This is a genomic window from Klebsiella planticola ATCC 33531, from assembly GCF_000735435.1.
In the GTDB taxonomy this organism is placed as follows: Bacteria; Pseudomonadota; Gammaproteobacteria; order Enterobacterales; family Enterobacteriaceae; genus Klebsiella; species Klebsiella planticola.
The window spans coordinates 150,948-177,023 of record NZ_JMPP01000033.1 but is presented as its reverse complement, the minus strand read 5'-3'; the positions used below and the strand labels follow the sequence as shown (position 1 = coordinate 177,023).

The window sequence follows — 26,076 nt, the reverse complement described above, 5'->3', positions numbered from 1 at the left end:
CCCTGTTCCCCGGTTGCGCGACGTTTATCGCGGAAAGATCCGGCCGATCGCCAGAGTCGTCAGGAACGGTTAAATCAGAGAGTCCGGTTATCAGACGGAAAAGACAGAAACCCGGGCCAGGTGTTTACACCTTAGCCCGGGTTGTAAGGTCTATGACTTTAAAGCATGGTGAATAGAATCAAGAATCGGTTGATAGCCGGTACAGCGACAGATATTCCCCTCCAGCACATCTTTCAACTGTTCATCCGTCGGCTGCGGCGCTTTAGTTAGCAGCGCCGTGGTACTCACCAGTACGCCAGGAGTACAAAAACCGCACTGCACACCGCCATGCTCGACAAATGCCCGCTGCAGTTTTTGCGTCAGCGGGTTATCGTTCAACCCTTCAAGGGTGGTGATTTCCGCCTCATCGCACTGTTCGGCCAGAACCAGACATGAACAGACGGCATTGCCATCCATCAATACCGTACAGGCGCCGCACTCTCCGATGGAACAGCCCTCTTTCGTGGCACTCAGGTGCAAAGTGTCCCGCACCAGATCCAACAACCGCATGTGCCCTTCCACTTTCGCTTCCACCAGCTTGCCATTGACCTTCACTTTGATTGTGCTCATTGCGCTATCCTGTGCGAGGCGCTATCACGCCCCGTTAATTTATGATTATTGATCAAATTCGTGCTTCGCCTGTGCCATCATGTCGCGGAACATACTGATAAAGACAGGCTGCTTATAGGCAGCGGACCAGCGTTTGCCGATGGCGGCATCGATCAGCTTTTCCAGAACCGCACAAGCGCGGTCGATCGATTCATGCTCCAACCGCTGGCCAATCAGGCAACGCTCGACATCAGGCAGGCGCTGCGGTTTGCTAAACAGAGCGCCATCCACCAGCCGGCAGTAGTCGACGCACCCGTTGGCATCCAGAGACAGCAGCGCACTCAGGCTTTGCCGGGTAATATTCAGCGCATTACGTCGCCCCAGTTGATGATAGAAACCTCTGGCCTGCGGTCTGGCCGGCGGCGGCAGGATCACCTGAGTCAGCAGCTCGTCCGGCTGGCGCTGGGTTTTATAGCCAGAAAGCAGAAACTCACCCAACGACATCCGCCGCGTGCCGCGCAGGGAATGCAGCACAATACTGGCATCGTAGAGGATCGCCGGTGGAATAGAGTCGCCACAGGGCGCGGCGTTAACGATATTGCCGCCAATGGTGGCGCGGTTACGAATCTGATGTGAGCCTACGGTGTGACAGGCCTGAACCAGTAGCGGATAGCGTTCGCGCAGCAGCGGATGCTCGGTGATGCGGTTAAAGGTCAGCGCCGCGCCAAGGACTATCTCATGACTATGGGGATCTTCTGTTATCCCGGTCAGCTCCTGAAGACGGGAAATATCCACCAGCTTCATTGCCCGGGTTTGCATGCGCCCTTGCACAATGACGTCCGTCCCTCCCGCTATTGCGCTCACGCCTTCCTGAGCCAGCAGCGTGAGCGCCTGTTCCAGATTCTGCGGACGGGTTACCGTCACGTCGGTCAGCCGCAGCACCTGCTTTTTATTTTCCGCCTCGATCATCAGCTCGCTCTGCCGGGCTGGCTTTTTCAGATTGAAGCCGAGGATCACCTGCTCAAGGGTCAGCGGCAACTTATTAAAGCGCCTCCCGAGCGCGAAGCTGACCGCATTATTGATAGCTGCCGCGGCCAGTTCAGTGGCCGGCTCGCCGATGCCTTTCGCCCCATACGGCCCGGCAAGATCGGGATTTTCTACGCCGATAACCGTGATTCGTGGGATATCTTTAATGGTCGGCAAAAGGTAGCTGTCAAAGTTTTCTGACTTCACCTGGCCGTGCTCAATATTGAAATCTTCCAGCAGCGCATAGCCAAATCCCTGGGCTACGCCGCCGCAAACCTGGCCTTCAAACCCCACCGGATTGAGTATCCGCCCAACATCGTGCGCGGCGGTCACATGCAGGAGTTCAGTTTTCCCTGTACTGGTGTTCACCCGAACTTCAGCCACCTGGCAGCCGTACACCCAGGTAAAGTACGGACTGCCGCAGCCTTTTTCTTCATCCCAGTGAATCGGCGGAGGGACGAACCAGCCATACTCGGTGAGACTAACGCTGGCCCATTTGGTTTTATTGACGGCGCGTTTAAAATCAATACGCCGGCTGGGGTCATGGCGGTTGATTATCAACCCGCCTGACCAGAGGGTATCGGCAAGCTCGCATGCGCCAATAGTGTCGCCGACGACGCTGAGAATGCGTCGTTTGATCTTCTCTGCCGCATCAAGAATCGCCCCGCCGCCCACCATCGTTCCGCGCGTGGCCGCCGTGGATCCGCCATCACCAATGACCGACGTTGGCGGCTCGCTAAAATGAATCTCTTCAAGCCCAATACCAAACGCTTCGGCGGCAATGAGCGACATGGTGGTCTGTAACCCCTGACCATTTTCTGATACTGATGTCGACAGGTTAACGCTGCCGTCTTCGTTGACCTGAATCAGCGCCGTTGAGGTATCCACCCCTTCCGCACCGATAGAACAGCCGCGATAGCTCAGCGCCAGGCCAATACCGTAGCGCCACACGCCTCCCTGCTGATTCAACACATGATAATGCTGGCGCTTCGCCATAAATTCTGCCGACTCGCTGGCCTTATTCAACACTTCAATTGCCGAAACGGTGTGGTTGTCGAACAGCTGGCCGGTAATCGAAGTATCGCCCTGTCGTAGCGCGTTTTTTTCGCGCAGCTTCAGCGGGGGAATATCCAGATATTCCGCAATCTCATCCATCAATGATTCATGCGCGTAGACGACCTGCGGCGAGCCAAAACCACGCATCGCCGAGGTATAGCTGTTGTTGGTATAGACCGCTTTGACATCAATATGGACATTAGGAATGCGATAAGGACCCGCGGCCTGCACCGAAGATCGCCAGGTCACGAAGGGCGAAGAAGCAGCATAGCCGCCGCTGTCCGCCAGAATATCGATCTTCATCGCGACAATATGCCCGACCTCATCCAGCCCCACTTTATACTTCATTTTATAGGGGTGACGTTTGCAGCTCTCGATAATCGACTGTTCGCGGGTATAGGCGAATTTCACCGGGCGTCCGGTTAAGTGGGTAAGTAAGGCCGAGCGGCAGGCCAGATGGTCGATCACATCGTCTTTACCGCCAAACGATCCCCCCATCACCGCCCGCTTAATATTAATTAAGCTCTGCGGCCAGCCCATAAATTTGGCCACGAATCCGCGAACACGATGCGGATTCTGAATCGAACCGGAAATAATCAGGCTGCCGTCGGTGGGATCCAGCCAGCTGAGCACCACTTCTGGTTCGATATACGCATGCTCCTGAAAGCCAACTTCATACTCGCGCTCCAGCACATAGCGAGCCTCGGCGAACCCCTTACTGATATCGCCTTTAATCGTATGATGATGCGCGGCAATATTGTCGCTGCGTTGCGGATGGATCAACCGGGCATCGGGTGCCAGCGCCTGCTCAACATCGGTGAGCGGCACATAGGGCGTATAGCGGACGTGTATTTTGTCAGCGGCTTCGCAGGCGGCCTCATAGGTGGTCGCCGCGATCACGGCAATCACATCGCCGTGAAAGACCACCTCATCTTTGACGATCGGCAGGTAATCTTGCACGATAACCCCCACCACAGGCGTACCAGGAATATCCTGCCAGGTGGCAATTTTCACCACCCCGTCGACCGCCAGCGCATCGCTCAAATCAAGGTGTTCAATTTTGCCCGCCGGGATATCCGCATAGCGGCAGACACCAAATAGCATACCTGGCAGGGTGATATCATCACCATAAATGGCCGTTCCTTTGACTTTCGCCAGGCCATCCACTCGTCCCGGCGACGCTGAACGTAAAGCGCACATAACATTCCCCTTATTATTGTCCGTTGATGGCAAACCAGACTTAGCCATTGCATGCAGTATCAGTTCGCCCACGGGAAAAGCCCGTCCGGGACAACAAATCCAATATCTGTGCCATAAGTTGGCCGGGATGTGGTGCAGGTTATTATTTGTGACTGGGAACGCAAAAAGCGGCATCGACGGGGAAAAATCAGCGCAACGGGCGATTCGGCGAGGGTGTCACCGCCCGAACGCCGCTGATTTTATCAAAGTGAGAAGACGTATTTTATCAAATTAATAATTGCCAGCCGTCGCCAGGATGGCGCGGCTCAACAGACCGGTCTGGCGCCGATGCGGCGGCGTTTAGCGCGGGTCAGACGGTATAAATACGGATATCGTGCTCGCGGAATGTGTCGCTATACTCGCGACTGACGTTCTCCTCCACCACCAGCACATCAATGTCGCTGCTGTGCGCGACGACGAAACGGGCCACCGCCGGAATCTTATCCGAAGTCAGCCCGACGATAATTTCACTGCACTGTTTAATCACCGCTTTTTTAAATTCGCAATCGGCATAGTCAAATCCGGTCAGACCGGATTCCGGCGCCATCGCGCAGCCGCCGATAAACCCCTGATCAAACAGCACTCCCTGCAGCTGAGCCACCGCCGAAGCGCCAACGCAGCCGCCCGAGGCTCGCTGAACCTGCCCGCCAAGCATCACCACGTCATACAACGGCTTTTTGAGCAGCTCTGCGGCTATCTCCGGCGAATTGGTCACCACCGTTAACGCCAGCTCGGCAGGCAGCGCCTCGGCCATCGCCAGATTGGTGGTACCGGTATCGATAAAAATGCAGCCGCCGGGCTTGACCAGTCTTGCGCATTTCTGCGCGATTCTGATTTTTGTTGCTGCATTTTTGTCTTTCCGCTCGCTGTAATCCCCGGCTTCCGGCAGGTTCATTACCGCGCCGCCGTACACCTTTTTACAGACCCCGTCCTTGCTAAGTTCATGCAGATCCCGGCGAATTGTATGCTCAGAGACGTTTAAGCGGCTGGCCAGTTCGCTACAGACCACCCGACCGTTTTCCTGGAGGATCTGACAAATCAGCGCTTGTCGTTGTTGAGGGAAAGCTGCATAATCGAGCACATTAACTCCTGAATTTATCTTAACCGAGCACTAAAGAGCATGATCATGCATCCGCCCGGTTCTGTCAACCTACCCTGCAAAGAGGTAAAAAATGAAAATTGCCCATGTCGCTCTCTGGACTCGTCAGCTTGAACAACAGGCTCGTTTCTGGACAGGTTTCTTCAACGGCCAGATTAACGAAAAATATTGCAGCCGGACCAACCCCGGCTTTGAGTCTTATTTTGTGAAAATCGGCGAAGATATTGCCATTGAACTGATGAGCAAACCGGGGCTACAGGCGGTCACGGCGGACAATAACCACGCCGGCTGGGTTCATCTGGCTATCTCTGTCGGCGGCGCGCAGCAGGTCGATGCGCTGGCCAGGCGGGCAGAAGCCCAGGGGATTTTAGTCTCCCCGCCGCGCACGACCGGCGACGGCTATTACGAAGCGGTGATCAAAGACCCGGATGGCAATCTGATTGAAATCGTTGCATAGTCAGCTCTGCAACCCATTCTGAGCAGGAACGCACCGTGTCTACCTACCATGTTATCGATAAAGAGAGCTGGCATCGTCGAGATCATTTCGAGTTTTATCGCACCTTTGCCAACCCCAGCTTTAACCTCTGTGTGCCGGTAGAAGCGCAGCGCCTGTATGAGTGCGCGAAGGATCGCCAGGTCTCCTTTTTCCAGCTGGCGCTCTACGCGCTGCTGCGGGCAGCCAACGCGGTCCCTCAGCTCAAGCAGCGGATGCAAGGCGACGATATTATTGAATATGATGATATTGCGGTGATGACGCCGGTCATGACCGCCCGGGAGGGGTTTCGTCAGGTATGGTGCGACAATGCCGCCGACTTCGCCGCCTTTAGCCGGGCGGCGACGCCGAATATTGAGGCGGCAAAAACCACGGATCCGGCGCCGCTGATTGTCGAGGGCGAGCACTTTTTCTGCGCCAGCTGTCTACCGTGGCTCCATTTTAGCGCCATCACCCAGGCCGAGTATTATACGGGTGCGGCGGTCCCCGCGCTCACCTGGGGCAAACTGAAAAACGGCGTCATTCCGGTGGCGGGTAAATTCAACCATGCTTTTGTGGATGGGCTGCACGCCAGCCGCTTTTTCGCACAGGTTGAAGCCGGGTTTACCGAGCCGGATGCCTTATGGCAGCCGCTGGTCTGAAGCCGCCGCGACCCATTCCCCATCCTCCTTGCGAAACGGCTGTTCCTGCGCCTGGGTCAGGATCTCCAGCACCACTTCCGACGGACGACAAAGGCGTGTGCCCAACGGGGTGACCACAATGGGCCGGTTAATCAGGATCGGGTGCTGCAACATACACGCGATCAGTCGTTCGTCGCTCAGGGTTTCATCATCAAGCCCCAGCTGCGCGTAGGGCTCGACGTTTTTGCGCAGCAGCGCGCGCACCGTTATCCCCATCGCCGCAATCAGACCCACTAACTCTTCCCGCGTCGGCGGCGTATCGAGATAGTAGATAATCGTCGGCTCCATACCGCTGTTGCGGATCATGGCCAGCGTATTGCGCGACGTGCCGCAATCCGGGTTGTGATAAATGATGGTGTTGCTCATATCAGGTTCTCACGACAGAGAAAAAGAGAGACGCAAAGCAAGTGCGGCCAGCGTCACCAGCAGTACCGGTAGGGTCATGATGATCCCGGTACGGAAATAGTAGCCCCAGGAGATGGCTCTGTTCTTTTGCGCCAGAACATGCAGCCAGAGCAGCGTCGCAAGGCTGCCGATTGGCGTGATTTTTGGCCCCAGATCGCAGCCAATGACGTTGGCGTAGATCATCGCCTCTTTAATCACTCCCGTTGCCGTGCTGCCATCAATGGATAACGCCCCGACCAGCACCGTCGGCATATTATTCATGAGCGACGAGAGTACCGCCGTCAGCACTCCGGTACCGAGCGTTGCCACCCACAGCCCGTTATCCGCCAGCACATTCAGCACGGCGGAGAGCGCATCGGTTAACCCGGCATTGCGCAGACCGTAAACAACCAGATACATCCCCAGCGAAAAGACGACAATTTGCCACGGCGCCCCGCGCAGCACCTTGCCCGTATTAATGACTCGCCCCTTTTTCGCCACCGCCAGCAGCACCGCCGCTCCGCTAGCGGCAATAGCGCTGACCGGGATCCCCAGTGGTTCCAGAATGAAAAAGCCGGCCAGCAGCGCCACCAGCACCACCCAGCCGGTCAGGAACGTCGGGCGATCTTTAATCGCGCTGGCCGGTTCGGGCAACAGGGCCAGATCGTAGACCGGTGGAATATCGCGGCGAAAGACCAGATGCAGCATCGCCAGGGTCGCCAGGATCGCTGCGATATCGACCGGCACCATAACCGCCGCATAGGCGCTGAAGCCAAGATGGAAAAAGTCGGCCGAAACAATATTGACCAGATTCGACACCACCAGCGGCAGGCTGGCGGTGTCGGCAACAAAGCCGGCAGCCATCACAAAGGCCAGCGTCGCGCGCTGGCTGAAACCCAGCGCCGACAGCATCGCGATAACAATGGGGGTCAGAATCAGCGCTGCGCCATCGTTAGCAAACAGCGCGGCCACCACGGCGCCCAGCAGAATTATCCAGCTAAACAGTCGCCGCCCGCGCCCGTTTCCCCAGCGGGCAACGTGCAGTGCCGCCCAGGAGAAAAAGCCCGACTCGTCCAGCAGCAGACTGATAACGATCACCGCAATAAACGCCGCCGTGGCGTTCCAGACAATATTCCAGACCACCGGAATATCGCTCAGATGAATAACGCCGAACGCCAGCGCCAGCGCCGCCCCAAGGCTCGCGCTCCAGCCGATACTGAGCCCCTTCGGCTGCCAGATAACCAGCAGCAGCGTTAAGAAAAAAATGGTCCCTGCGAGCAGCATTCCTCACCCCATCAAATATGCAATAACAGATATATTAAGCCGCCATCAGCAGGAAGACGGCGAAGCGTCAGCCACCCGGGCACGCACCTCATCGCGCAGGCATCGCCATGCGCTGTCGATGATCTCTGCCGCCCAGGCCGGCATATGCGGCGACAAACGGTAGTGCACCCATTTCCCTTCCCGACGGTCAAGAACCAGCCCGCCCTCGCGTAGAATCGCCATGTGACGGGATATTTTGGGCTGAGATTCCGCTGTCACCGCGCAAATATCGCAGACGCACAGCTCACCTTGCTCCCTGAGCAACATCACGATCGTCAGGCGCGTGGCATCAGACAATATTTTAAAAACCTCTAGCGGATGCGGCATTTTTGATTCCTTAGTGCGTCATTTACATATATGCTAATTCATATATGTTTATTTTGAAATAACCCCCCTCAAAAAAAGGTGTTCCCCCATGGCTGATTTTCCTGCCCTGCAAGGTGAATTTTTTGATTTTGAACTTGCCAACAAGCTCCCGGATCGGGCGCCACCGCGAATCCTCATTCTCTACGGCTCGCTGCGCGAGCGCTCTTTCAGCCGCTTCGCCGCGGAAGAAGCCGGACGACTGCTGACGGCCATGGGCGCCAGCGTCCAGACCTTCAATCCTTCCGGGCTGCCGCTGCCCGATGATGCGCCGGAATCGCACCCTAAAGTGGTTGAGCTGCGTGAACGGGTGCGCTGGTGCGACGGGATGATCTGGAGTTCACCGGAGCGACATGGCGCGATGAGTGCGGTGATGAAAGCCCAGATTGACTGGATCCCCCTGAGCGAAGGTGCTGTCCGCCCTTCTCAGGGCAAAACGCTGGCGGTGATGCAGGTGTGCGGCGGTTCCCAGTCATTCAACGCCGTCAATCAGATGCGGATCCTCGGGCGCTGGATGCGGATGTTTACTATCCCGAATCAATCGTCTGTCCCCAAGGCCTGGCAGGAATTTGATGAACAGGGTCGCATGAAGCCCTCGCCGTGGTACGACAGAATCGTCGACGTCAGCGAAGAGCTGTTCAAGATAACCCAGCTGCTGAAAGGCCATACCGCGCTGCTCGCCGGGAGATACAGCGAACGCAAAGAGAGCCATCAGGCCCTCTCAGCGCGAGTCAATCAGGCCAAAATCTGACGGGGAATGCGCGGGGATGCTCCCCGCGCTGGCAGGGCTTCAAATCCCAATCGGTTGATAGCCTTGCCACTCGGGCCTGGCCGCCTCGCCCGCAGCGTTGGGCGTCAGGTGGAGATACCAGTCGCCCACCTTGTCCAGCAGCAGACAGTCATCGACGGCCTGCAGATTGTCCTTATGCTGCTGCCAGGCGCCGCGCAGCAGCGTCTTCAGCGCTTTCTCCTTCGCCTCCCGCGCGTCACTCGCCGCAAACAGACCGAATTCATGCAGTTCCGCCAGGGTGTCGGAGCGATAGCCGCCGGCGTTAACAAAGAACAGCTTCACCCCGCCGTGAGCAGGCGTTCTGGCCAGAGTCACCTCATAACCATCGGCCCAGTTGATCCTGCTATAGCCGTCAATATGGATTTTATCCGCATCGCCAAACCAGGCCTCGCGCAGCGCAGGCCACGCCTCCTCCGGGGTTCGCGCCACCACAAACTGAATGTCATGAACTTCAATATTCGATTTACCCGCATTGCCACCGACGTAAAACATAAACAGATACATTGCCGATCCTCTGATTATCATTTTCGATATATATCAGACTACATAACGCTTGTTTCAGCAAGTTTCCCCGACGCAGGCTGTCGGAAATGCAGCAGCCTGCTATCACCGGTGCTGCATTTGCAGCAACCTGCCCGGCAGATAAAAACGTAATTCATTGATTTTAAATATCTAAAAATTCTCCGCGAACTGGCACAGCCTTTGCTATTCACATATAACACATTGGAATTATAGGTTATTTAGTTATCTATTTTTTGCATATAGCCATTTAGTTAACCACGAGAAAACCGTATGTCAGAAAGCCAATCACCCGTCAGCTATACCCGCCATTCGCCGGATGCCCATGTCATCAGCAGCGATGAAGAAGCCATCGCCATTGCCCACGAGATCGCCCTGCTGCTACAGCCCGGAGCCGCAGAACGCGACCGTAGCGGCACGGTAGCGCCCGAGATTGTCGATACCTTCTCCAACAGCGGCCTGTGGGGCATCACGGTGCCGCGCCAATGGGGCGGCGCCGAGGTCTCCGCCGCCACCCTGGCTCAAGTGATTGCCATCATCTCCGCCGCCGATCCGTCGCTCGGACAAATTCCGCAAAACCATTACTGCCTGCTCGAGGACATTCGCCTGCAGGGCAGCGCAGAGCAACAGGCCTTCTTTTTTGGCCTGGTATTACAGGGGCATCGTTTTGCCAACGCGCTTTCCGAGACCGGCGGCAAAACGGTGCTCGATATCCGCACCCGCCTGGAGACCCGTGGTGATGCGCTGTACATCAACGGACGGAAGGGCTATTGCACCGGCTCGCTCTACGCCCACTGGATAGGCATTCTGGCGCTGGACGCCGACGATCGCGCGCAGCTGGCCTTCGTGCCGCGCGACAGCGCTGGCTTGACGGTGCTCGATGACTGGGACTGCCTTGGGCAGCGAAATACCGCCAGCGGCACGGTCCTGGCGGAGAATCTGGCGGTCGCGCCGTTGCATCTTTTCCCGACGTGGAAATCTTATGCCTCGCCGACGCTCGCCGGCCCCTTCGCGCAGCTCACCACCGCCGCGATTGATGCCGGGATCGCCCGCGCAGCCCTCAACGACACCGTCAGCTTCGTTCGCCAGTTCGCCCGACCGTGGATTGATGCCGGCGTCGAACGGGCCAGCGACGATCCGCTCACCATCTACCATATCGGACAGATTGATAGCCGACTGGCCGCCGCTGAGGCGCTGCTGGAGCAGGCGGGCAAGGTTCTCGACCGCTTTAAACAGGATCTCAGCGAGGAGCATGTGGCGCAGGCTTCCATCGCCGTTGCCCGCGCCAAAGTGTTCACCACCGAGGTTGCCCTTGACGCCGCCAGCCGCCTGTTTGAACTCAGCGGTACCCGGGCGACCGGCAACCGTCACAACTTCGATCGCCACTGGCGCAATGCGCGCGTTCACACCCTGCACGACCCGGTACGCTGGAAATATCAGCTGCTCGGCAACTGGGTATTAAACGGCATTCGCCCGCAGCGTCACGACTGGAACTAAGGTGGCCCCCGTGCTGGAGTTTTTTGCCGATATCGACTGGAGCGATGTGCTCCAGGCGGGCATCGACACGTTAATCATGCTGGGCTGGTCGCTGGGCTTTACCGTACTGCTCGGTCTGCCGTTAGGGATTGTCCTCTACCTCACCGGCCAGCCGCAGCTGCTGCACGCCCCGCGGCTGTATCGTCTGCTGTCGTTTTGCGTCAACGTCCTGCGTTCGCTGCCATTCATTATTTTGCTGATCGTCATGATCCCGGTCACCACCTTAATTACCGGCACCTCCCTGGGCGTACAGGGCACCATTCCGCCGCTGGTGGCGGGCTGCGCGCCTTTCTTTGCCCGGCTGGTGGAAAGCGCCCTGCGCGAGGTGGATCACGGTCTGGTGGAGGCCAGCTGGTCAATGGGCGGCAATACCGCACAGCTGATCTGGCACACCCTGTTGCCCGAATCCCGCGCCGGGCTGGTTGCCGCCGTCACCGTCACCGCGATTTTGCTGGTGGATTACACCTCTATGGCCGGGGTTATCGGCGGCGGCGGGCTCGGGGATCTGGCGATTCGTTTTGGCTACCAGCGCTTTCAGACCGACGTGATGGTGGTCACCGTCCTGCTGCTGATTGCCCTGGTGCAGGTTTTACAGATGAGCGGCGACCGCCTTGTGCGGTACATGAGCCGTAAATAACAAAGACACGCGACTTTCCCAGGAAAAAACCATGAACAAAATAGTGCACAAAACCCTTATCGCCGCCGGGCTGCTGGCCCTCTTCTCCGCCTCTGTCGCCGCCAACGAAACGCTGACCGTCGGCGCCACGCCGGTACCGCACGCGGAAATCCTTGAGTTCGTCAAGCCGGAGCTGGCCAGACAGGGCGTAGATTTGAAAATCAAAGTCTTTAACGACTTTATTCAGCCTAACCAACAGCTGGCGGAGAAAAACCTCGACGCCAACTACTATCAGTACCGTCCGTTCCTCGATAACTACAACCAGACGCGACATACCGATCTGGTCCCGGTGGTAGGCGTCCATATTGAACCGTTTGGCGCCTACTCCAGCAAATATCACGACATCAAAGCGCTCCCGGATGGCGCCACCATCGCAGTGCCGAATGACCCGGTCAACACCGGGCGAGCGCTGGTCATGTTAAGCGATGCCGGCCTGCTGACCCTGAAAAACCCGAAGGATCCGCAGTCGGCGACCCGGGATATCGTCGCCAACCCGCACCATTTTAAAATTCGCGAGCTGGAAGGCGCCATGCTGGCGCGGGCGGTGAATCAGGTCGATCTGGCGTTTATATTCGCCAACTATGCGCTGGAAGCGGGGATCGATACCGATAAAGCCCTGCTGGTAGAAAAAGGCAGCGATCTGTACGTCGAGTATCTGGTGGCCCGCCCCGATAACCTCAACGATCCGGGGATCCAGAAGCTGGCGAAAGCGCTGCACTCCGACGCGGTGCGCAATTTTATCCTCACCCGCTACAAAGGCAAAATCGTCCCGGGCTTCTGATCGCCGGACCGTATCCGGCAGCGCTGATGCTGCCGGTTTTTCAAGGCTGACGGAGCAAACTACCGTGACTCACGATCCTCGTGCCGTACCGCATATACAGTTAAGCGGAATAAGCAAAGCCTACCCTAACGGCGTTCAGGCGCTGCAGAATATTAACCTGACGCTCTATCAGGGCGAGATTTTCGGCATTATCGGCCGCAGCGGCGCCGGGAAATCGACGCTGTTGCGCCTGTTTAATCGCCTGGAAAACGCCGACAGCGGCGAAATCACCATTCACGGCGAACAGACGTTGCGCTATTCACGCAGCCAGATGCGCGACCTGCGCCGCCGGGTGGCGATGATCTTTCAACACTTCAACCTGATGTCGACCAAAACGGTGGCGCAAAACGTCGAACTGCCGCTTAAGATGGCCGGCGTCCCGCGGGCTGAAAGGCAGCGCCGGGTCGATGAGATGCTGGAACTGGTCGGCCTCAGCGCCCTGCGCGATAGCTGGCCGGCAAAACTCTCCGGCGGGCAAAAGCAGCGTACCGGGATCGCCCGCGCGCTGGTAACCCAGCCGGAAATTCTGCTTTGCGACGAGGCAACCTCGGCGCTGGATCCGGAAAACACCCTCGCTGTGCTTAAGCTGTTGAAAGAAATTAACCAGCGCCTTGGTCTGACGATTATCCTCATTACTCATGAAATGGAGGTCATCCGCACGCTCTGCGATCGGGTGGCGGTGCTGGAGCGCGGGCATATCATCGAACAGGGCGAGGTGTGGCGGGTGTTTGGCAACCCGCAGCACGAGGTGACGCGTAGCATGACCAGTACGCTGCATCACGATCGCCCCGGCGAAAACCTGTCGTCGGTGGCCGGCTCGCAGCTGGTGACCCTGCACTTCGACGGCAGCAGCGGCGGCGAGCCGGATTTACACCGCATCGCCGCTTTGCTCGGCGATGGCGCACGCCTGCTGTACGGCAACTGCGAGCAGATTCAGGGGCGGGTCATCGGACAGCTACGCATCCGGCTGCCCCGGCCGCTGGATGACAGCGCGTTAGGTCAGCACGGCTGGGTCGCGGATCGTTTGACTCTCGGGAGCGAACTGACGGTGGAAAATTCTCCGTCTTAATCAAAATCTGGCATTTTATTGCCAGATTATTGCTAATGCTGATTCGCTATAAATCATATTTTTTCGTTGTTAGACAGGCCGTGGTGCGCCTCTTATCTTTCGTCATGAATTGTAAATTTCAGCGCAATTATTTGATGAGGGAGCACTTTTGTCCAGATTACTGCACGGATTAAAAACTAAACAGACGCGATTTTCGCACGCTATTGCAATCGCGTTAATCGGCGGCACGCTGGCATTTTCTTCTGTGACCAGCGCGGACGAAATTTTGCAGGAAGGCATCACGCCGGCCACCGATGCCAGCCAGATCCCGGCGGCCGCCAAACTGCGTAAAGACACCGTCGTCGCCGGGATTTCCGAGCCACAGGGGATCTTTAACCCCTACTTCTTCGTTAACGGCTGGGACGAAAACGTCACCAACGTCATCTTTTCGCGCCTGATTGACTGGGACAGCCACGGCAACCTGGTCCCTGGCCTGGCCGAAAGCTGGCAGGTGAGCGCCGATAACAAAGTCTATACCATCAAGCTGCGGCCGAATCTGACCTTCAGCGACGGCTCGCCGCTCACCGCGGAAGATGTCGCCTTTACCCTCACCGTGCTGCTGGATCCGAAGTATGACGGCGATACCGATATTACCCTCGCCAATATTGCCGGCGGCGCCGAGTATAAAGCCGGGAAAGCCGACAGCGTCAGCGGCCTGAAGGTCATCGACCCGCTGACCCTGCAGGTCACTACGACGCAGCCCGGCGCCACCACCCTTTCGCGGATCGGTGGTCCGGTGCTCTCCAAAGCCTGGTATGGCAAAGGCTACCAGCGCGGCCAGCTTGACTATCTGCGCAGCCTGCATGGAAAACCGCTGGGCAACGGTCCTTACGTCTATGACAAATATATTCCGGGCCAGGAGATTCGTTTCCACGCTAACAGCCACTTCTACCGCGGCACACCGCCGACGCCGCGCTTTATCTACCGCGTTACCAACCCGTCGACCAACTTTCAGCTGTTCCAGACCGGGGAAACCGACTACGACGCCTTTACCTCGCGCCCGGACGATATTGAACAGCTGAGAATGCTCGGCTTCGCCAATATCAACCTCTACGGCTCCAGCGATTACAGCCAGGTGGAGTTTAACGTCCGTCGTCCGGCGCTGAAGGATGTCAAAGTTCGGCAGGCGCTGATTTACGGCCTCGACCGCCAGAAGCTGATCGATGTGGTGTACCAGGGCTATGGCAAGGTGGCAGTTGAACCGATCGCCCCTATCTCCTGGGCCTACAATCCGCAGGGGGTCAACCCGTATCACTACGATCCGGCGCAGGCGAAAAAACTGCTTGATGAAGCGGGCTGGAAACCGGGCCCGGACGGCATCCGCGTGAAAGACGGTCAGCGTCTGGAGCTGACGCTGCTGGTCAGTAAGAAGGTGCTCAACGATGCGCTGATCCCGATTGCCAAAGAGAACTGGCGGCAGATCGGCGTCGTGCTCAAACCGCAGGTGGTCGACTTCAACGCCCTGATGGCCCAGCGTAAAGCGGGCAACTATGACCTGGCCTCCTTTAGCACCAGCACGCTCAACGACCCGCACGACGGCGTATGGGATTTCTACAGCACTGAAGCCAAAGAGTCGGGCTATAACAATCCGCAGGTCGATAAGCTGATTAACGAAGGCAACGCGCTGCTCGACGTCGAAAAGCGTAAGCCGATTTACCATCAGCTGTATCAGGTGCTGGCGGAAGACCCGCCGGTCATTCTTCTCGGCTACCGCCAGATTCTCTCGGCCAGCAGCGCCAGGGTATCCGGTTTTAAACCGGATATTTATAACGGCCTGACCGGCAGCCTGCCGGATGTGAAAATCGCCAGGTAACCATCACAGCCGCCGGAATACCCCGGCGGCTGAGTGAGAATGTTATGAGAAATTTTATCCTGAGACGGCTGCTGCAAACGCTGCCGATGCTGCTACTGGCCTCATTGATTATCTTTATGCTGTTTGCCAAAACTCCCGGCGACTTTATCGACGGCAATATTACCCTCACCGCCGCTCGCGCCGCCGAACTCAAAGCCATCTATGGCCTCGACCAGCCGCTGTTGACCCGCTATCTGCGTTGGCTCGGCCAACTGCTGCGAGGCGATCTCGGTTTCTCGCTGCAGTACCAGATTCCGGTCAGCCAGTTGCTAAACCAGTACATCTGGAACTCGTTCCTGCTGGCAAGCATTGCGCTGGTTTTTTACTGGGGCATCGGCCTGACGGTGGGCATCGTCTCCGCCATGAAGCCAAACTCGCTGTTTGACCACCTGGTGAGCGTGGCGGTCTTTGCCGCGATGTCCTTTCCGACCTTTTTCCTCTGTCTGCTGTTGATTAAGTGGTTCGCCGTGGATCTGCACTGGCTGCCGGTTGGCGGGATGACCAACACCGGCAGCGATGAACGCGGCTGGGGCTATATCCTGCAGGTGGCCGCGCACCTGGTGCTGCCGGTTCTGGCGCTGGTGATGCTGCAGGCCGGCAGCCTGACGCGCTACTTCCGCGCCAGTATGCTCGACGTCGTCAGGATGGATTTTATTCGTACCGCCCGCGCCAAAGGGCTGCGCGAACGGACGGTGATCTTCAAACACGCGCTGCGCAATGCGCTGCTGCCCATTATCACCCTGCTCGGCTTCGAGCTACCGGGGCTGTTCTCCGGCGCCATCATCACCGAAAAGGTCTTTAACTGGCCTGGGGCCGGGCATATTCATATCGATTCGCTGGCCGCCCGCGATTATCCGGTACTGATGGGGTTTACCCTGTTCCTGGCGGTGCTCACCATTCTGGGCAACCTGATAGCCGATGTTCTCTACGCGTGGGCCGACCCGCGAATTCGGGTGAGGTCATAAATCATGTTTAGCACTCTGTTTTCAACGCAACGTCGCCTGCGCAAGGCGGAGATTCCGGCGCTCGCTATGATCACCCCATCACCGTGGCGCCAGGCCTGGCGGTCGCTTCAACGCAACCGGCTGGCCATGTTTTGCCTGCTGCTGCTGGCGGTGATGGCCGCCTGGTGCGTGCTGGGGCCGCTCTGGTCGCCGTGGAAAGATGATGCCACCGATGTCCTGATGATTAACAAGCCTCCCGGCGCTGAGCACTGGCTGGGTACCGACTTTCTCGGCCGCGATGTCTACACCCGCCTGCTGATGGCCGGACGTATTTCGTTGATTATTGGCCTGCTCACTATGCTGCTGTCGGTGGCGCTGGGCTACCTGCTCGGCGCCGTCTCCGGCTATGCCGGCGGCCTGACCGATAAGCTGATCATGCGCCTGGCGGACCTGGTGATGACGATTCCCGGTCTGCCGCTGCTGATCGTCGCCGGGGCGATGTTATCCGAACTCGATTTTTCCCCGGATGCCCGGATCTACATGGTGGTGGTGATGCTCAGCCTGCTGGAGTGGCCAAAGCTGGCGCGGCTGGTACGTGGTCAATGCCTGTCGCTGCGCGAACGCGATTTCATGCTGGCAACCCGGGTACTGGGTCTTTCCGCCCGTCGTCGCCTGTTTGGCCATCTGCTGCCCAATACCATTCCGATTCTGGTGGTCATGGCGACCATGGCGGTGGCGAATGCCATTCTGAGCGAATCGGCGCTCAGCTACCTTGGACTGGGCGTGGTACCGCCCACGCCCTCCTGGGGCAATATGATGGACGCCGCCAACAGCCTGATCGACTTCCAACGTCGTCCATGGCTATGGATGCCGCCGGGTATCGCCATTTTTATCACCGTCATTGCCATTAACGTGCTGGGCGACGGCCTGCGCGATGCGATGGATCCGAAAATGAAACAGAGGCTGAAATGAGCGCCCCGTTACTCACCTTCCGACAACTCTCGGTCTCCTTCGCCGCCGAAAAACAGCGCGTGCGGGCGGTACAGGAGGTATCGTTTGCCATTCATGCTGGCCAGACCGTCGGGGTCGTCGGCGAATCCGGCTGCGGAAAAAGCGTCACCGCAATGGCCTTAATGGGCCTGTTGCCGCCCCAGGCCGCGCGTATCGATAGCGGAGAAATCCTCTTTGACGGGCAGGACCTGCTGCGTCTGAAAGCCCGCAACATGGCCGACCTGCGCGGCAACCAGCTGGCGATGATCTTTCAGGAACCGATGACCGCGCTGAACCCGGTGCTGACCATCGGCGAGCAGCTGTGCGAGCCGCTCATTCGCCACCTGGGCGAAACGCCCAAAGCCGCCTGGCGCCACGCCACCCGCCTGCTAAGCGAAGTGGGGCTGGCCCGCGCGGATAGCCTGATGAACAGCTACCCGCACCAGCTCTCCGGCGGCATGCTACAGCGCGTGATGATTGCCATGGCGCTGAGCTGCCAACCGAAGCTGCTGATCGCCGATGAACCCACCACCGCGCTGGATGTCACCGTTCAGGCGCAAATCCTGCGCCTGCTGCGCGATCGGGCGCAGGCCAGGGGGATGGCGATGCTGCTGATCACCCACGATCTGGGCGTGATTGCGCAAATGGCGCAACAGGTGGTAGTGATGTACGCCGGCCGGGTGGTCGAATCGGGTCCGACGGCCGAGATCTTACGCCAGCCGCAGCATCCCTATACCCAGGGGCTGATCGCCTCGCGGCCGGTGCCCGGCGAACGACGCCGTCGCCTGTACTCGATTCCCGGGCAGGTGCCGGATCTCGCCGCCCTGCCTGCCGGCTGCGCCTTTGCCGACCGCTGCCAGCGGGCCAGCGCAGCCTGTCGCCAGAGTATCCCTGCGCTATTGGGAACAACGCGGCAGGCCGCCTGCTTTCACACCACATCCGCGGAGCCGGTTGCATGAACAGTGAAAACCATCAATATGTCATTGAAGTCGAAGGGTTAAAAAAACACTTTCCGCTGCGCGACGGGCTCTTTGGCCAGCAAACCGGGCAGCTGCGAGCGGTGGACGGCGTCAGCTTTCGCATCCGCCAGGGGACTATTTTCGGCCTGGTGGGCGAATCCGGCAGCGGGAAAACGACCGTAGGACGCACGCTACTGGGGCTATACGAGAAGAGCGCCGGTAGCGTGAAATACCGGGGCCGGGAGCTCTCCACCCTCACCTCGCAGGAGATGCAGGCGCTACGCCCTAAAATCCAGCTGGTGTTTCAGGATCCCTACAGTTCGCTGAACCCGCGGATTCGCGTCGGCGAGGCGATTGGCGAAGCCATGCTGCAGCATAAACTGTGCAGTCGGGCGGAGCTGTATGACAAAGTGATTGCGGTGATGCAGATCTGCGGCCTCGCGCCCCACCACTACAACCGCTTTCCGCATGAGTTCTCGGGCGGTCAGCGCCAGCGTATTGGTATTGCCCGGGCGCTGATTCTCAACCCCGACTTTATCATTGCCGACGAGCCTATCTCGGCGCTGGATGTCTCTATCCAGGCGCAGATCATCAATCTGTTTTCCGATCTGCGCGACGATTTTGGCGTCACCTTTCTGTTTATCTCCCATGACCTTGGAGTGGTGGAGCATCTCTGTGATGACGTGGCGGTGATGTATCTCGGGCAGTTGGTGGAGACCGCCAGCCGCGATGCGCTGTTTGCCCAACCTCGCCATCCCTACACCCAGGCGCTGCTGGCGGCGGTACCGACGCTCGATCCGCACGCCGAACCCGTCGCGGTCGTACAAGGCGAGATCCCCGATCCCTCGAATCCGCCGCCCGGCTGTCGTTTTTCCTCACGCTGCCCGAAGGCCAACGACCGCTGTCGCCGCGAAATTCCCGCGCTGCGTGTGATAGCCGCCGGCCACTCTGTGGCCTGCCATGAGGTGGTCGCCTCCTGCTAAAGCGCGAGGCCCTCCGACTGCCGGCCGGCGCCTGAGGCAAAAAAAACCAGTCAGCAATGACGCTGGCTGGTTTTAACCTACCGTCGCGGCGTACTCAATACGCCGCCTTCAGGCGCGCTACTCTTCCAGCGCGTAGGCAATAATATCATCGCCCACATCCGGGGAGTGGCTGGCGCCACCGGCGGAAATGACCACGTACTCTTTTCCGCTCTTCGGCGATTTATAGATAAGCGGCGCTGCCACGGCCCCAACCGGCAGGCGAGCTCGCCACAGCTCTTTCCCGGTTGCGGAATCCAGCGCCCGCAGGTAGTTATCCTGGGTCCCGGCAAAAAAGATCAGCCCGGAAGCCGTCGAGGTCGGGCCGCCCAGCGTCGGCATACCCAGCGGGATATGCATGTGGGTTTTCAGACCCAGCGGACCGGTATCCTCGACGGAGCCCATCGGCACCTGCCACATCAGCTGACGAGTATTGAGATCGATAGCGCTCATCGTGCCGAACGGCGGCGTATTACACGGTATCCCCAGCGCGGATTGCAGAATATCGATCCGCACGCCGCCATATGGCCCGGCGACCTGCGGGCGCACGGTCCCCATGAACCCCGGAACCTCATCCGTAGAGACTTTGTATTTCGCCATATCCTGCTGACGTACCAGCGACATTCTCAGCGGCATGCGCATATCGTTAACAAACAGCGTCCCGCTACGCTCATCGATGGAGATTCCGCCCCAGTTCATGCCGCCCAGCAGGCTCGGCCATTCGATATACGGCTTCTCTGACGGCGGCGTATACATCCCAAGCCAGGTGGACTCTTTGAAGTCAATGCGGCACATCAGCTGGTCAAACGGCGTCACGCCCCACATTGATTTCTCGGTTAACGGTTCAACGCCGAGCTGCGGCATCCCGGTCGAGAACGGCTGGGTGGTAGAAAGGCGTTCGCCTTCTGCCCCTTCGTGCGCTACCGGCAGTTCGTCAACGCGCGTCACCGGCTTGCCGGTGCGGCGATCGAGAACATAGATCTGACCGGTTTTGGTGGTCTGAATCAGGACCGGAACCTCTTCGCCCTGGTCATTTTTCATGTGGAACAGCACCGGCTGAGACGGCAAATCATAGTCCCAGACATCATGGTGAACGGTCTGGAAGACCCATTTTGTTTCACCGGTGCTGGCATCCACCGCCACCACGGAAGAGCCATACTTCTCTTTCGCTGCGTTACGGTCGCCGCCCCAGTAATCCGGCGGACCGTTGCCGGTCGGCAGATAAACCAGGTTCAGCTCTTTATCAAAGGCCGGCACCGTCCAGACGTTCGGCGTTTCGAGGGTATACACGCGCCCTTTTTGCGGATCGGTCACATTTTCCGGCTGACCCACATCCCAGGCCCAAACCACGTTGCCGTTGCGCACATCGAAGGCGCGGACCACGCCGGAAGGTTCACCGTGAATAATATCGCGAACCCAGCCGCCCAGTACCGCAATATGCCCCATGATCACCGGCGTCGAGGTCGGGTGGTAGCGCTTGCTGTTCTCGGTGTTGTCCATCCCCTGCTTGAGATCGACGCTACCGTGATGGCCGAAGTTATCGCACAGCTCGCCGGTTTTGGCGTTCAGCGCCAGCAGGCGCGCATCGACGGTGGAAACCAGAATCCGCTGCGGACACTGCTGCAGATCCGGGCTGGCTTTCTCCTGCGCCGTCAGCGACGTATCGTTTTGCACATCATAGTAGCCGACGCCGCGACAGGTGACGTGTTCGGCGGTCTGCGCATGCGGGTCAAAGCGCCAGCGCGCTTTCCCGCTATCCGCATCCAGCGCGGTGACCACGTTCAGCGGCGTACAGGAGTAGAGCGTATCGCCAATTTGCAGCGGCGTATTCTCATCCACCCCAATCCCCGGGCCGCTCACCCGGCGGCCGGTGTGGTAGGTCCACGCCACCTTCAGGTTTTTGACGTTTTCCGGGGTAATATCATCGTACGGGGCAAAACGGGTACCTGAAGCATCGCGGGCGAAAAAATTCCCAGTTGTCGCTTTGAGAAGCAAGGGTCGGCTTGCTATCTGCAGCGGCTTTCACCACGCCATGATGAATGCCGCCGTGAGGATAAAACGCCGAGACCAGCGTCGCCAGCAGAGCGATGAAAATCGCCGAGGCGCTCCAGTTGGCATAGCGAACCGCGGCCCGTTTAACCGGCAGCGTCGTTGCCAGCCACAGGCCAAGCATCAGCAGCAGAGCCGGCACCACCAGACGAGGAATCAGTCCCCAGTAGCTGAGCTGCACTTCATAAAGCGCCCAGACAAGGGTCAGTAAGAAGGTCACAATGGTGAAAGGGAGGACGTATTGACTGCGGATAAGGTATCCGATGGCGATAAGCAGATAGGCCACGCCGGCCAACAGATACCAGGCGCTACCGCCCAGAGTCAGGAGCTTGCCGCCCCAGAAAGTGAAAAAGAGTCCCGTACAAAAACTGAGTAATACAAATATAACCCGGTAGACGGTGAAGAAGATCCTCCTGCCGCTACCTCGCTGTTCGTTCATATCTCATCCCATACGACATTAGTCGTTATAACCAATATATTTATTTTTAACAGCATCCGATCCAAACAAATCGGATACAGACCGCATAACATCCTGGTTGGACGCTCATGAGCCGAGCGAAGAACGTAATAAAGTATATGGATTTGTAAAAGTTATGTAAAACAATCCAGCATTAAATGTTTAAAATTTTTTAATTTATAAACGGAAGTTGCAGCGGCGAACGCTGATAAAGCGCGTGATAAATAAGCAGAGGAAGATAAACGGGCGGGAGATGGCTGGCCAACAGCCCCCTGCGGGCCAGCACACCGGTAGGTGCAAATTAGTTTACGGGCCGCGACCCGCTGATTTGCCGTAGAGCAGCCTTCATTTCCAGCTGCGCCAGCTCCTTCAAACCTTCGCGTTTGATAAACTGACTGCGATGTTTGCTTTTGACCTCTTCTATACTTTTTTTGATCTCCTGCGGCGGTAATTTATACCAGCCGCGACGATGTTTTTCGCCCCCGACTTCCAGCCACAGCGCAGAGTAACTGGTTTGTACTTTCTCGCTTTTGACGTGAAAATCGGAGTCGATGGCATAGATCTCTTTAATATCGCTGTGCTGTAGAAAACCATAGAGCAGAGAAATAATTAAATTTTTCGGTCGGGTGCCGTGCAGCTCTTTGGTCAGCACTTTAATTTCATCATTGGCAATATCTTTCCCTCCCTGAATGCCGCCTATATAAGCCCGGCCATCTTCGGTGCAAGAAAAACAGATGCTGTAAATGCGTTTTCCATCCTGAAGCATTAATAGCATCAGTTCGCCCTCCTCCTGAAAAGGCGAAGCCAGCAGTTTTACCGCAATGTGGCTACCGTTTTTCAACGGAATTTCCGCCACGGTCAGCCCGTACTCTACCACGTTATACAGCTGCGGCAGTGCGTCTGCGCTAAAGGTTTTTTCGATAAAAATCAAGGCGCCATGGGCAATATCCAGCTTGGCTCTTCTTGACATTTTTTTATTTAAATAGGCTTTGAACGGCTTATCCTGAAAACTCACCAGCCCCTGCGTTGCACCGGTTAATCTGGCGCAAACATATTTATCACAAAGCTCTTGATATTCCTTATACTTTCCCCCTGCGAGAGGTATTTCTCTGCATTTTCGTAAGACCTTTTTATATTTGAGTTTAATTTGACAAATCAATTTATTATTTTTTCGCCATTCTTTGATGGCAACTGTTGCTGTTTGAGCCATTGATCAAGATCCATAGAATCAACCATAATCGTGGCCATAATATCATAAATAGTTCAAGTCAACGCTTGATTAGTGAGTCGTTGTCCTTTCATTTAATAAATAGGCAGATAATCATTCTTTCGCTTTATAATTAAAGGCAGGGAGATGTCAACTCTTATTATTGGCAGTCTCTTGTGGCGTCAGATGAAAAATATCAGGTGGCGCCACGCTATTACCGCTCTGTGCGGTAACGAGGCGCCCAGGGTTCATCCTGCCGTGGTTTTGCTCTATAATCTGACCACAGTCAAAAGTGAACTAAAGTGGGTAACTCATGGAAATTGATCTCGACAATCTGGTCTTCAGCGGTCTGGAAGAAGCGCAAGAGCGCAATGCCGAACGCCTTGAAGAGGCTGACAAAAAAGCCGAAGCGATCGTTGCCGATGATGATTGTGGCGACGCCTGCAAAATCTGATTCCTGAACCGGCTAACCACGCCGGTTTTTTTCGCCCGTCAGTCAAGCCGTAAATGCCCCCTTCAGCGTGCCCAGCAACGCCTGCGCCGCCTTCGACAGCTGCAGATGACCGGCATGAATCACCCCGACACACTTCTCAATCGGCGGGTTATCCAGCGGCAGGCATACGGCGCCCAGCGCCTGCATCTGCGACTGGCAGAGCGCCGGAACGGCGCTGCCGCCGAGACCGCTGGCCACCATTCTGCCCACCGTCACCAGCTGATGGCTCTCCAGCGCAACATCCAGTTGACGGCCGCTGCGCGCCAGTTCCTCTTCCAGCATCAGGCGGACCGCCGAAGGCCGCTGCAGCGTAATGAAATCCAGCGTCAACAGCTCGCGCCAGGAGAGACGATGTTTACCGGCCAGGGGCGATGATTTCGGCACAATCGCGATAAAACGGTCCACGCCCAGCGGCGTAAACAGCAGATTATTGGTCGGCGCCGGCTCAAAAGCGATGCCCATCTCCACCCGCCCTTCACGAACCATTTCGATCACCTGCTCGTTAATCACATCGTGAACGGTCACGTTAATCCCGGCATAGCGATCGCGAAAAGCTTTCAACACCTCGGGCAGGACGTTTGCCGCAAACGAGGGCATGGCCGCGATCGAGATTTTGCCGCGCTGCAGGGTAAAGCTCTGGCGCATCGCCTCTTCGGCGTTATCCCAGTCGGCCAGCAGCTGGCGGGCCATCGGTAAAAAGATCTCCCCCTCCTGAGTCAGCGTCACCCGGCGGGTGCTGCGTTGCAGCAATGCGCCGCCGAGTCCCTCCTCCAGTCCTTTGATGGTCAGACTGAGGGCAGGCTGCGAAATATTCAGCCGCTCGCTGGCGTGGGCAAAATTCAGAGTGTGAGCTACCGCTAAAAACGCGCGTAACTGTTTGACACTCATTCTCATTTTTCATCCCGTTAACTAATTGAAAAAATTTAGTTAACAACAAATTAATAAGAAAACCCAATGAGTAGGTCACAAATTCAAAATTAACAAATCAGTCTGCGCCGCCAATGATAGCCCCATCGCAAGCCAGCAGAGGTGAATCATGGCAGGACTGGATAAGCGCGTCGCCAGCTACGAAGCGGCGCTGGAAGGGTTAACGGACGGTATGACCGTGCTGGCCGGCGGTTTTGGCCTGTGCGGCATTCCGGAAAATCTGATTGCCGAAGTCAAACGCCGGAACGTACAGGGGCTGACGGTGGTATCAAATAACTGCGGCGTCGACGGTTTCGGCCTCGGCATCCTGCTGGAGACGCGCCAGGTCCGCAAAGTCGTGGCCTCGTATGTCGGTGAAAACGTCCTCTTTGCGCAGCAGGCGCTCAGCGGCGAACTGCAGGTGGAGCTGACCCCACAAGGCACGCTGGCGGAGAAAGTTCGCGCCGGCGGCGCAGGCATCCCCGGCTTTTACACCGCCACCGGCTACGGTACGCCGGTGGCGGAAGGGAAAGAGGTGCGCCAGTTTGCCGGTAAGCCCTACATCCTCGAAGAGGCCATCACCGGCGACTTCGCTCTCGTTAAAGGCTGGAAGGCAGACTGGTACGGCAACGTTATCTATCGCCACACGGCGCAAAACTTTAATCCGCTGATGGCCGCCGCCGGGCGCATTACGGTGGTCGAGGTAGAAGAGATCGTCCCGCCGGGCGAACTTCCGCCCTCTTCGATCCACACCCCCGGCATCTACGTCGACCGGCTGATCGCCGGCCAGTTCGAGAAACGCATCGAACAGCGCACGCTGCGCGCAGGGAGTCTCTGATTATGCTGACTCGTGAACAAATGGCCATCCGCGTCGCCCGGGAGCTGCGCGATGGCGACTACGTCAATCTCGGTATTGGCATCCCGACGCTGGTCGCCAACTACATCCCGGCAGGCATTGACGTCATGCTGCAATCCGAAAACGGCCTGCTCGGCATGGGCGGTTTTCCGCACGAGTCGGAGCTCGATGCCGACATGATCAACGCCGGGAAACAGACGGTCACCGCCCGGACCGGCGCGGCGATTTTCGATTCCGCCCAGTCCTTCGCCATGATTCGCGGCGGCCATGTCGATCTGACCGTTCTCGGCGCCTTTGAAGTTGACGTTGAGGGCAATATCGCCTCGTGGATGATCCCGGGGAAAATGGTGAAAGGCATGGGCGGAGCCATGGATCTGGTGGCCGGGGCGCAAAACATCATCGTGGTAATGACCCACGCTGCGAAAAACGGCGAATCCAAACTCCTGCCGCGCTGTACCTTACCGCTGACCGGCGTCGGCTGTATCCAGCGGGTGCTAACCGACCTCGCCCTGCTGGAGATACGCGACGGGGCTTTCGTCCTGCGCGAATACGCGCCGGGCGTCACCCCCGACGAAATTATGCGTAAAACCGCCGGACGCCTGATTGTCCCGGACGACGTCTGTGAAATGCGGTTCAACTGAGGA

General features: G+C 57.6%; 24 protein-coding genes and 1 pseudogene. 15 read left to right on the top strand and 10 right to left on the bottom strand.

Features of this window, described 5'->3' with window-relative positions; genetic code table 11:
* Positions 1 to 150: 150 nt before the first annotated feature.
* From GRPL_RS10285 to GRPL_RS10295, 3 genes are all read right to left on the bottom strand, one after another.
* The gene (locus tag GRPL_RS10285; RefSeq protein WP_032687266.1) at positions 151 to 609 is read right to left on the bottom strand and encodes a (2Fe-2S)-binding protein; all 459 of its coding nucleotides are present in this window, start codon (positions 607 to 609) and stop codon (positions 151 to 153) included.
* A gap of 45 nt (positions 610 to 654) precedes the next feature.
* Positions 655 to 3,870 (bottom strand): molybdopterin cofactor-binding domain-containing protein, encoded by a 3,216-nt coding sequence (locus tag GRPL_RS10290; RefSeq protein ID WP_032697306.1) that lies wholly within the window; start codon positions 3,868 to 3,870, stop codon positions 655 to 657.
* 349 nt (positions 3,871 to 4,219) lie between these two features.
* Positions 4,220 to 4,990 (bottom strand): DeoR/GlpR family DNA-binding transcription regulator, encoded by a 771-nt coding sequence (locus GRPL_RS10295; protein ID WP_032699613.1) that lies wholly within the window; start codon positions 4,988 to 4,990, stop codon positions 4,220 to 4,222.
* A 91-nt stretch (positions 4,991 to 5,081) separates the two neighbouring features.
* Between GRPL_RS10295 and GRPL_RS10300 the strand changes: the two genes are divergently transcribed.
* Both GRPL_RS10300 and GRPL_RS10305 read left to right on the top strand, forming a co-directional pair.
* Positions 5,082 to 5,465 carry a VOC family protein gene (locus GRPL_RS10300; RefSeq protein WP_032697308.1) on the top strand — a complete coding sequence of 128 codons (384 nt, stop codon included), beginning with the start codon at positions 5,082 to 5,084 and terminating at the stop codon, positions 5,463 to 5,465.
* A 35-nt stretch (positions 5,466 to 5,500) separates the two neighbouring features.
* Positions 5,501 to 6,142, top strand: coding sequence for a CatA-like O-acetyltransferase, family 1 (locus GRPL_RS10305; RefSeq protein WP_032687262.1), 642 nt, complete (start codon positions 5,501 to 5,503; stop codon positions 6,140 to 6,142).
* On the opposite strand, the gene arsC is transcribed toward GRPL_RS10305, so the two are convergent.
* From arsC to GRPL_RS10320, 3 genes are read right to left on the bottom strand one after another with little or no spacing between them, the layout of a single operon-like run.
* Positions 6,122 to 6,547, bottom strand: a complete 426-nt coding sequence (gene arsC, locus GRPL_RS10310; protein WP_032699612.1) for a glutaredoxin-dependent arsenate reductase — start codon at positions 6,545 to 6,547, stop codon at positions 6,122 to 6,124. The genes GRPL_RS10305 and arsC overlap by 21 nt on opposite strands.
* Before the next feature lie 9 nt (positions 6,548 to 6,556).
* Positions 6,557 to 7,849, bottom strand: coding sequence for an arsenic transporter (locus tag GRPL_RS10315; protein ID WP_032699610.1), 1,293 nt, complete (start codon positions 7,847 to 7,849; stop codon positions 6,557 to 6,559).
* 45 nt (positions 7,850 to 7,894) lie between these two features.
* Positions 7,895 to 8,215 carry a metalloregulator ArsR/SmtB family transcription factor gene (locus GRPL_RS10320; protein ID WP_032697310.1) on the bottom strand — a complete coding sequence of 107 codons (321 nt, stop codon included), beginning with the start codon at positions 8,213 to 8,215 and terminating at the stop codon, positions 7,895 to 7,897.
* Between the two features lie 88 nt (positions 8,216 to 8,303).
* On the opposite strand from GRPL_RS10320, the gene arsH reads away from it, so the two are divergent.
* Positions 8,304 to 9,002 (top strand): arsenical resistance protein ArsH, encoded by a 699-nt coding sequence (arsH, locus tag GRPL_RS10325; protein ID WP_032687258.1) that lies wholly within the window; start codon positions 8,304 to 8,306, stop codon positions 9,000 to 9,002.
* A 39-nt stretch (positions 9,003 to 9,041) separates the two neighbouring features.
* On the opposite strand, the gene GRPL_RS10330 is transcribed toward arsH, so the two are convergent.
* The gene (locus GRPL_RS10330; RefSeq protein ID WP_032687256.1) at positions 9,042 to 9,545 is read right to left on the bottom strand and encodes a DUF1543 domain-containing protein; all 504 of its coding nucleotides are present in this window, start codon (positions 9,543 to 9,545) and stop codon (positions 9,042 to 9,044) included.
* A 288-nt stretch (positions 9,546 to 9,833) separates the two neighbouring features.
* On the opposite strand from GRPL_RS10330, the gene GRPL_RS10335 reads away from it, so the two are divergent.
* From GRPL_RS10335 to GRPL_RS10375, 9 genes are all read left to right on the top strand, one after another.
* On the top strand, positions 9,834 to 11,057 hold the full coding sequence (locus GRPL_RS10335; protein ID WP_032699609.1) for an SfnB family sulfur acquisition oxidoreductase: 1,224 nt from the start codon (positions 9,834 to 9,836) through the stop codon (positions 11,055 to 11,057).
* A 31-nt stretch (positions 11,058 to 11,088) separates the two neighbouring features.
* Entirely contained in the window at positions 11,089 to 11,733 is a 645-nt protein-coding gene (locus GRPL_RS10340; protein WP_370297556.1) for a methionine ABC transporter permease, read from the top strand.
* Between the two features lie 43 nt (positions 11,734 to 11,776).
* The gene (locus GRPL_RS10345; protein ID WP_032699617.1) at positions 11,777 to 12,553 is read left to right on the top strand and encodes a MetQ/NlpA family ABC transporter substrate-binding protein; all 777 of its coding nucleotides are present in this window, start codon (positions 11,777 to 11,779) and stop codon (positions 12,551 to 12,553) included.
* Between the two features lie 64 nt (positions 12,554 to 12,617).
* Entirely contained in the window at positions 12,618 to 13,661 is a 1,044-nt protein-coding gene (locus GRPL_RS10350) for a methionine ABC transporter ATP-binding protein (RefSeq protein WP_032699608.1), read from the top strand.
* A gap of 148 nt (positions 13,662 to 13,809) precedes the next feature.
* Positions 13,810 to 15,513: an ABC transporter substrate-binding protein gene (locus GRPL_RS10355; protein WP_032699607.1), complete on the top strand. Its 1,704-nt coding sequence runs from the start codon at positions 13,810 to 13,812 to the stop codon at positions 15,511 to 15,513.
* A gap of 44 nt (positions 15,514 to 15,557) precedes the next feature.
* Positions 15,558 to 16,517 carry an ABC transporter permease gene (locus GRPL_RS10360; protein WP_032699606.1) on the top strand — a complete coding sequence of 320 codons (960 nt, stop codon included), beginning with the start codon at positions 15,558 to 15,560 and terminating at the stop codon, positions 16,515 to 16,517.
* 3 nt (positions 16,518 to 16,520) lie between these two features.
* Entirely contained in the window at positions 16,521 to 17,468 is a 948-nt protein-coding gene (opp4C, locus tag GRPL_RS10365; protein WP_032687249.1) for an oligopeptide ABC transporter permease, read from the top strand.
* Positions 17,465 to 18,445, top strand: coding sequence for an ABC transporter ATP-binding protein (locus GRPL_RS10370; RefSeq protein WP_032699604.1), 981 nt, complete (start codon positions 17,465 to 17,467; stop codon positions 18,443 to 18,445). The genes opp4C and GRPL_RS10370 overlap by 4 nt, the downstream gene beginning before the upstream one ends.
* Positions 18,442 to 19,428: an ABC transporter ATP-binding protein gene (locus tag GRPL_RS10375; protein ID WP_032687247.1), complete on the top strand. Its 987-nt coding sequence runs from the start codon at positions 18,442 to 18,444 to the stop codon at positions 19,426 to 19,428. Before GRPL_RS10370 ends, GRPL_RS10375 begins: the two co-directional genes overlap by 4 nt.
* Before the next feature lie 117 nt (positions 19,429 to 19,545).
* On the opposite strand, the pseudogene GRPL_RS0125760 reads toward GRPL_RS10375, so the two are convergent.
* Positions 19,546 to 21,952 (bottom strand): annotated as a pseudogene (locus tag GRPL_RS0125760) (membrane-bound PQQ-dependent dehydrogenase, glucose/quinate/shikimate family).
* Between the two features lie 319 nt (positions 21,953 to 22,271).
* Entirely contained in the window at positions 22,272 to 23,180 is a 909-nt protein-coding gene (locus tag GRPL_RS10380) for a DUF535 family protein (RefSeq protein ID WP_032687244.1), read from the bottom strand.
* Positions 23,181 to 23,490: 310 nt separating this feature from the next.
* On the opposite strand from GRPL_RS10380, the gene GRPL_RS27790 reads away from it, so the two are divergent.
* Positions 23,491 to 23,631, top strand: a complete 141-nt coding sequence (locus GRPL_RS27790; RefSeq protein ID WP_152631987.1) for a hypothetical protein — start codon at positions 23,491 to 23,493, stop codon at positions 23,629 to 23,631.
* A 42-nt stretch (positions 23,632 to 23,673) separates the two neighbouring features.
* On the opposite strand, the gene GRPL_RS10385 is transcribed toward GRPL_RS27790, so the two are convergent.
* Positions 23,674 to 24,564, bottom strand: a complete 891-nt coding sequence (locus GRPL_RS10385) for a LysR family transcriptional regulator (protein WP_004862938.1) — start codon at positions 24,562 to 24,564, stop codon at positions 23,674 to 23,676.
* Positions 24,565 to 24,706: 142 nt separating this feature from the next.
* On the opposite strand from GRPL_RS10385, the gene GRPL_RS10390 reads away from it, so the two are divergent.
* Both GRPL_RS10390 and GRPL_RS10395 read left to right on the top strand, forming a co-directional pair.
* On the top strand, positions 24,707 to 25,414 hold the full coding sequence (locus GRPL_RS10390) for a CoA transferase subunit A (RefSeq protein ID WP_032687242.1): 708 nt from the start codon (positions 24,707 to 24,709) through the stop codon (positions 25,412 to 25,414).
* Positions 25,415 to 25,416: 2 nt separating this feature from the next.
* Positions 25,417 to 26,073 carry a CoA transferase subunit B gene (locus GRPL_RS10395; RefSeq protein ID WP_032699603.1) on the top strand — a complete coding sequence of 219 codons (657 nt, stop codon included), beginning with the start codon at positions 25,417 to 25,419 and terminating at the stop codon, positions 26,071 to 26,073.
* Positions 26,074 to 26,076 lie beyond the last annotated feature (3 nt).

Coding starts and splice junctions, on each gene's coding strand:
- GRPL_RS10320 (WP_032697310.1), bottom strand. CDS start 8,215: ATGCCGCATCCGCTAGAGGTTTTTAAAATATTGTCTGATGCCACGCGC.
- GRPL_RS27790 (WP_152631987.1), top strand. CDS start 23,491: ATGGAAATTGATCTCGACAATCTGGTCTTCAGCGGTCTGGAAGAAGCG.
- GRPL_RS10395 (WP_032699603.1), top strand. CDS start 25,417: ATGCTGACTCGTGAACAAATGGCCATCCGCGTCGCCCGGGAGCTGCGC.
- GRPL_RS10375 (WP_032687247.1), top strand. CDS start 18,442: ATGAACAGTGAAAACCATCAATATGTCATTGAAGTCGAAGGGTTAAAA.
- GRPL_RS10290 (WP_032697306.1), bottom strand. CDS start 3,870: ATGTGCGCTTTACGTTCAGCGTCGCCGGGACGAGTGGATGGCCTGGCG.
- GRPL_RS10390 (WP_032687242.1), top strand. CDS start 24,707: ATGGCAGGACTGGATAAGCGCGTCGCCAGCTACGAAGCGGCGCTGGAA.
- GRPL_RS10285 (WP_032687266.1), bottom strand. CDS start 609: ATGAGCACAATCAAAGTGAAGGTCAATGGCAAGCTGGTGGAAGCGAAA.
- GRPL_RS10360 (WP_032699606.1), top strand. CDS start 15,558: ATGAGAAATTTTATCCTGAGACGGCTGCTGCAAACGCTGCCGATGCTG.
- GRPL_RS10380 (WP_032687244.1), bottom strand. CDS start 23,180: ATGGCTCAAACAGCAACAGTTGCCATCAAAGAATGGCGAAAAAATAAT.
- GRPL_RS10370 (WP_032699604.1), top strand. CDS start 17,465: ATGAGCGCCCCGTTACTCACCTTCCGACAACTCTCGGTCTCCTTCGCC.
- GRPL_RS10330 (WP_032687256.1), bottom strand. CDS start 9,545: ATGTATCTGTTTATGTTTTACGTCGGTGGCAATGCGGGTAAATCGAAT.
- arsH (WP_032687258.1), top strand. CDS start 8,304: ATGGCTGATTTTCCTGCCCTGCAAGGTGAATTTTTTGATTTTGAACTT.
- GRPL_RS10385 (WP_004862938.1), bottom strand. CDS start 24,564: ATGAGAATGAGTGTCAAACAGTTACGCGCGTTTTTAGCGGTAGCTCAC.
- GRPL_RS10335 (WP_032699609.1), top strand. CDS start 9,834: ATGTCAGAAAGCCAATCACCCGTCAGCTATACCCGCCATTCGCCGGAT.
- GRPL_RS10300 (WP_032697308.1), top strand. CDS start 5,082: ATGAAAATTGCCCATGTCGCTCTCTGGACTCGTCAGCTTGAACAACAG.
- arsC (WP_032699612.1), bottom strand. CDS start 6,547: ATGAGCAACACCATCATTTATCACAACCCGGATTGCGGCACGTCGCGC.
- GRPL_RS10315 (WP_032699610.1), bottom strand. CDS start 7,849: ATGCTGCTCGCAGGGACCATTTTTTTCTTAACGCTGCTGCTGGTTATC.
- opp4C (WP_032687249.1), top strand. CDS start 16,521: ATGTTTAGCACTCTGTTTTCAACGCAACGTCGCCTGCGCAAGGCGGAG.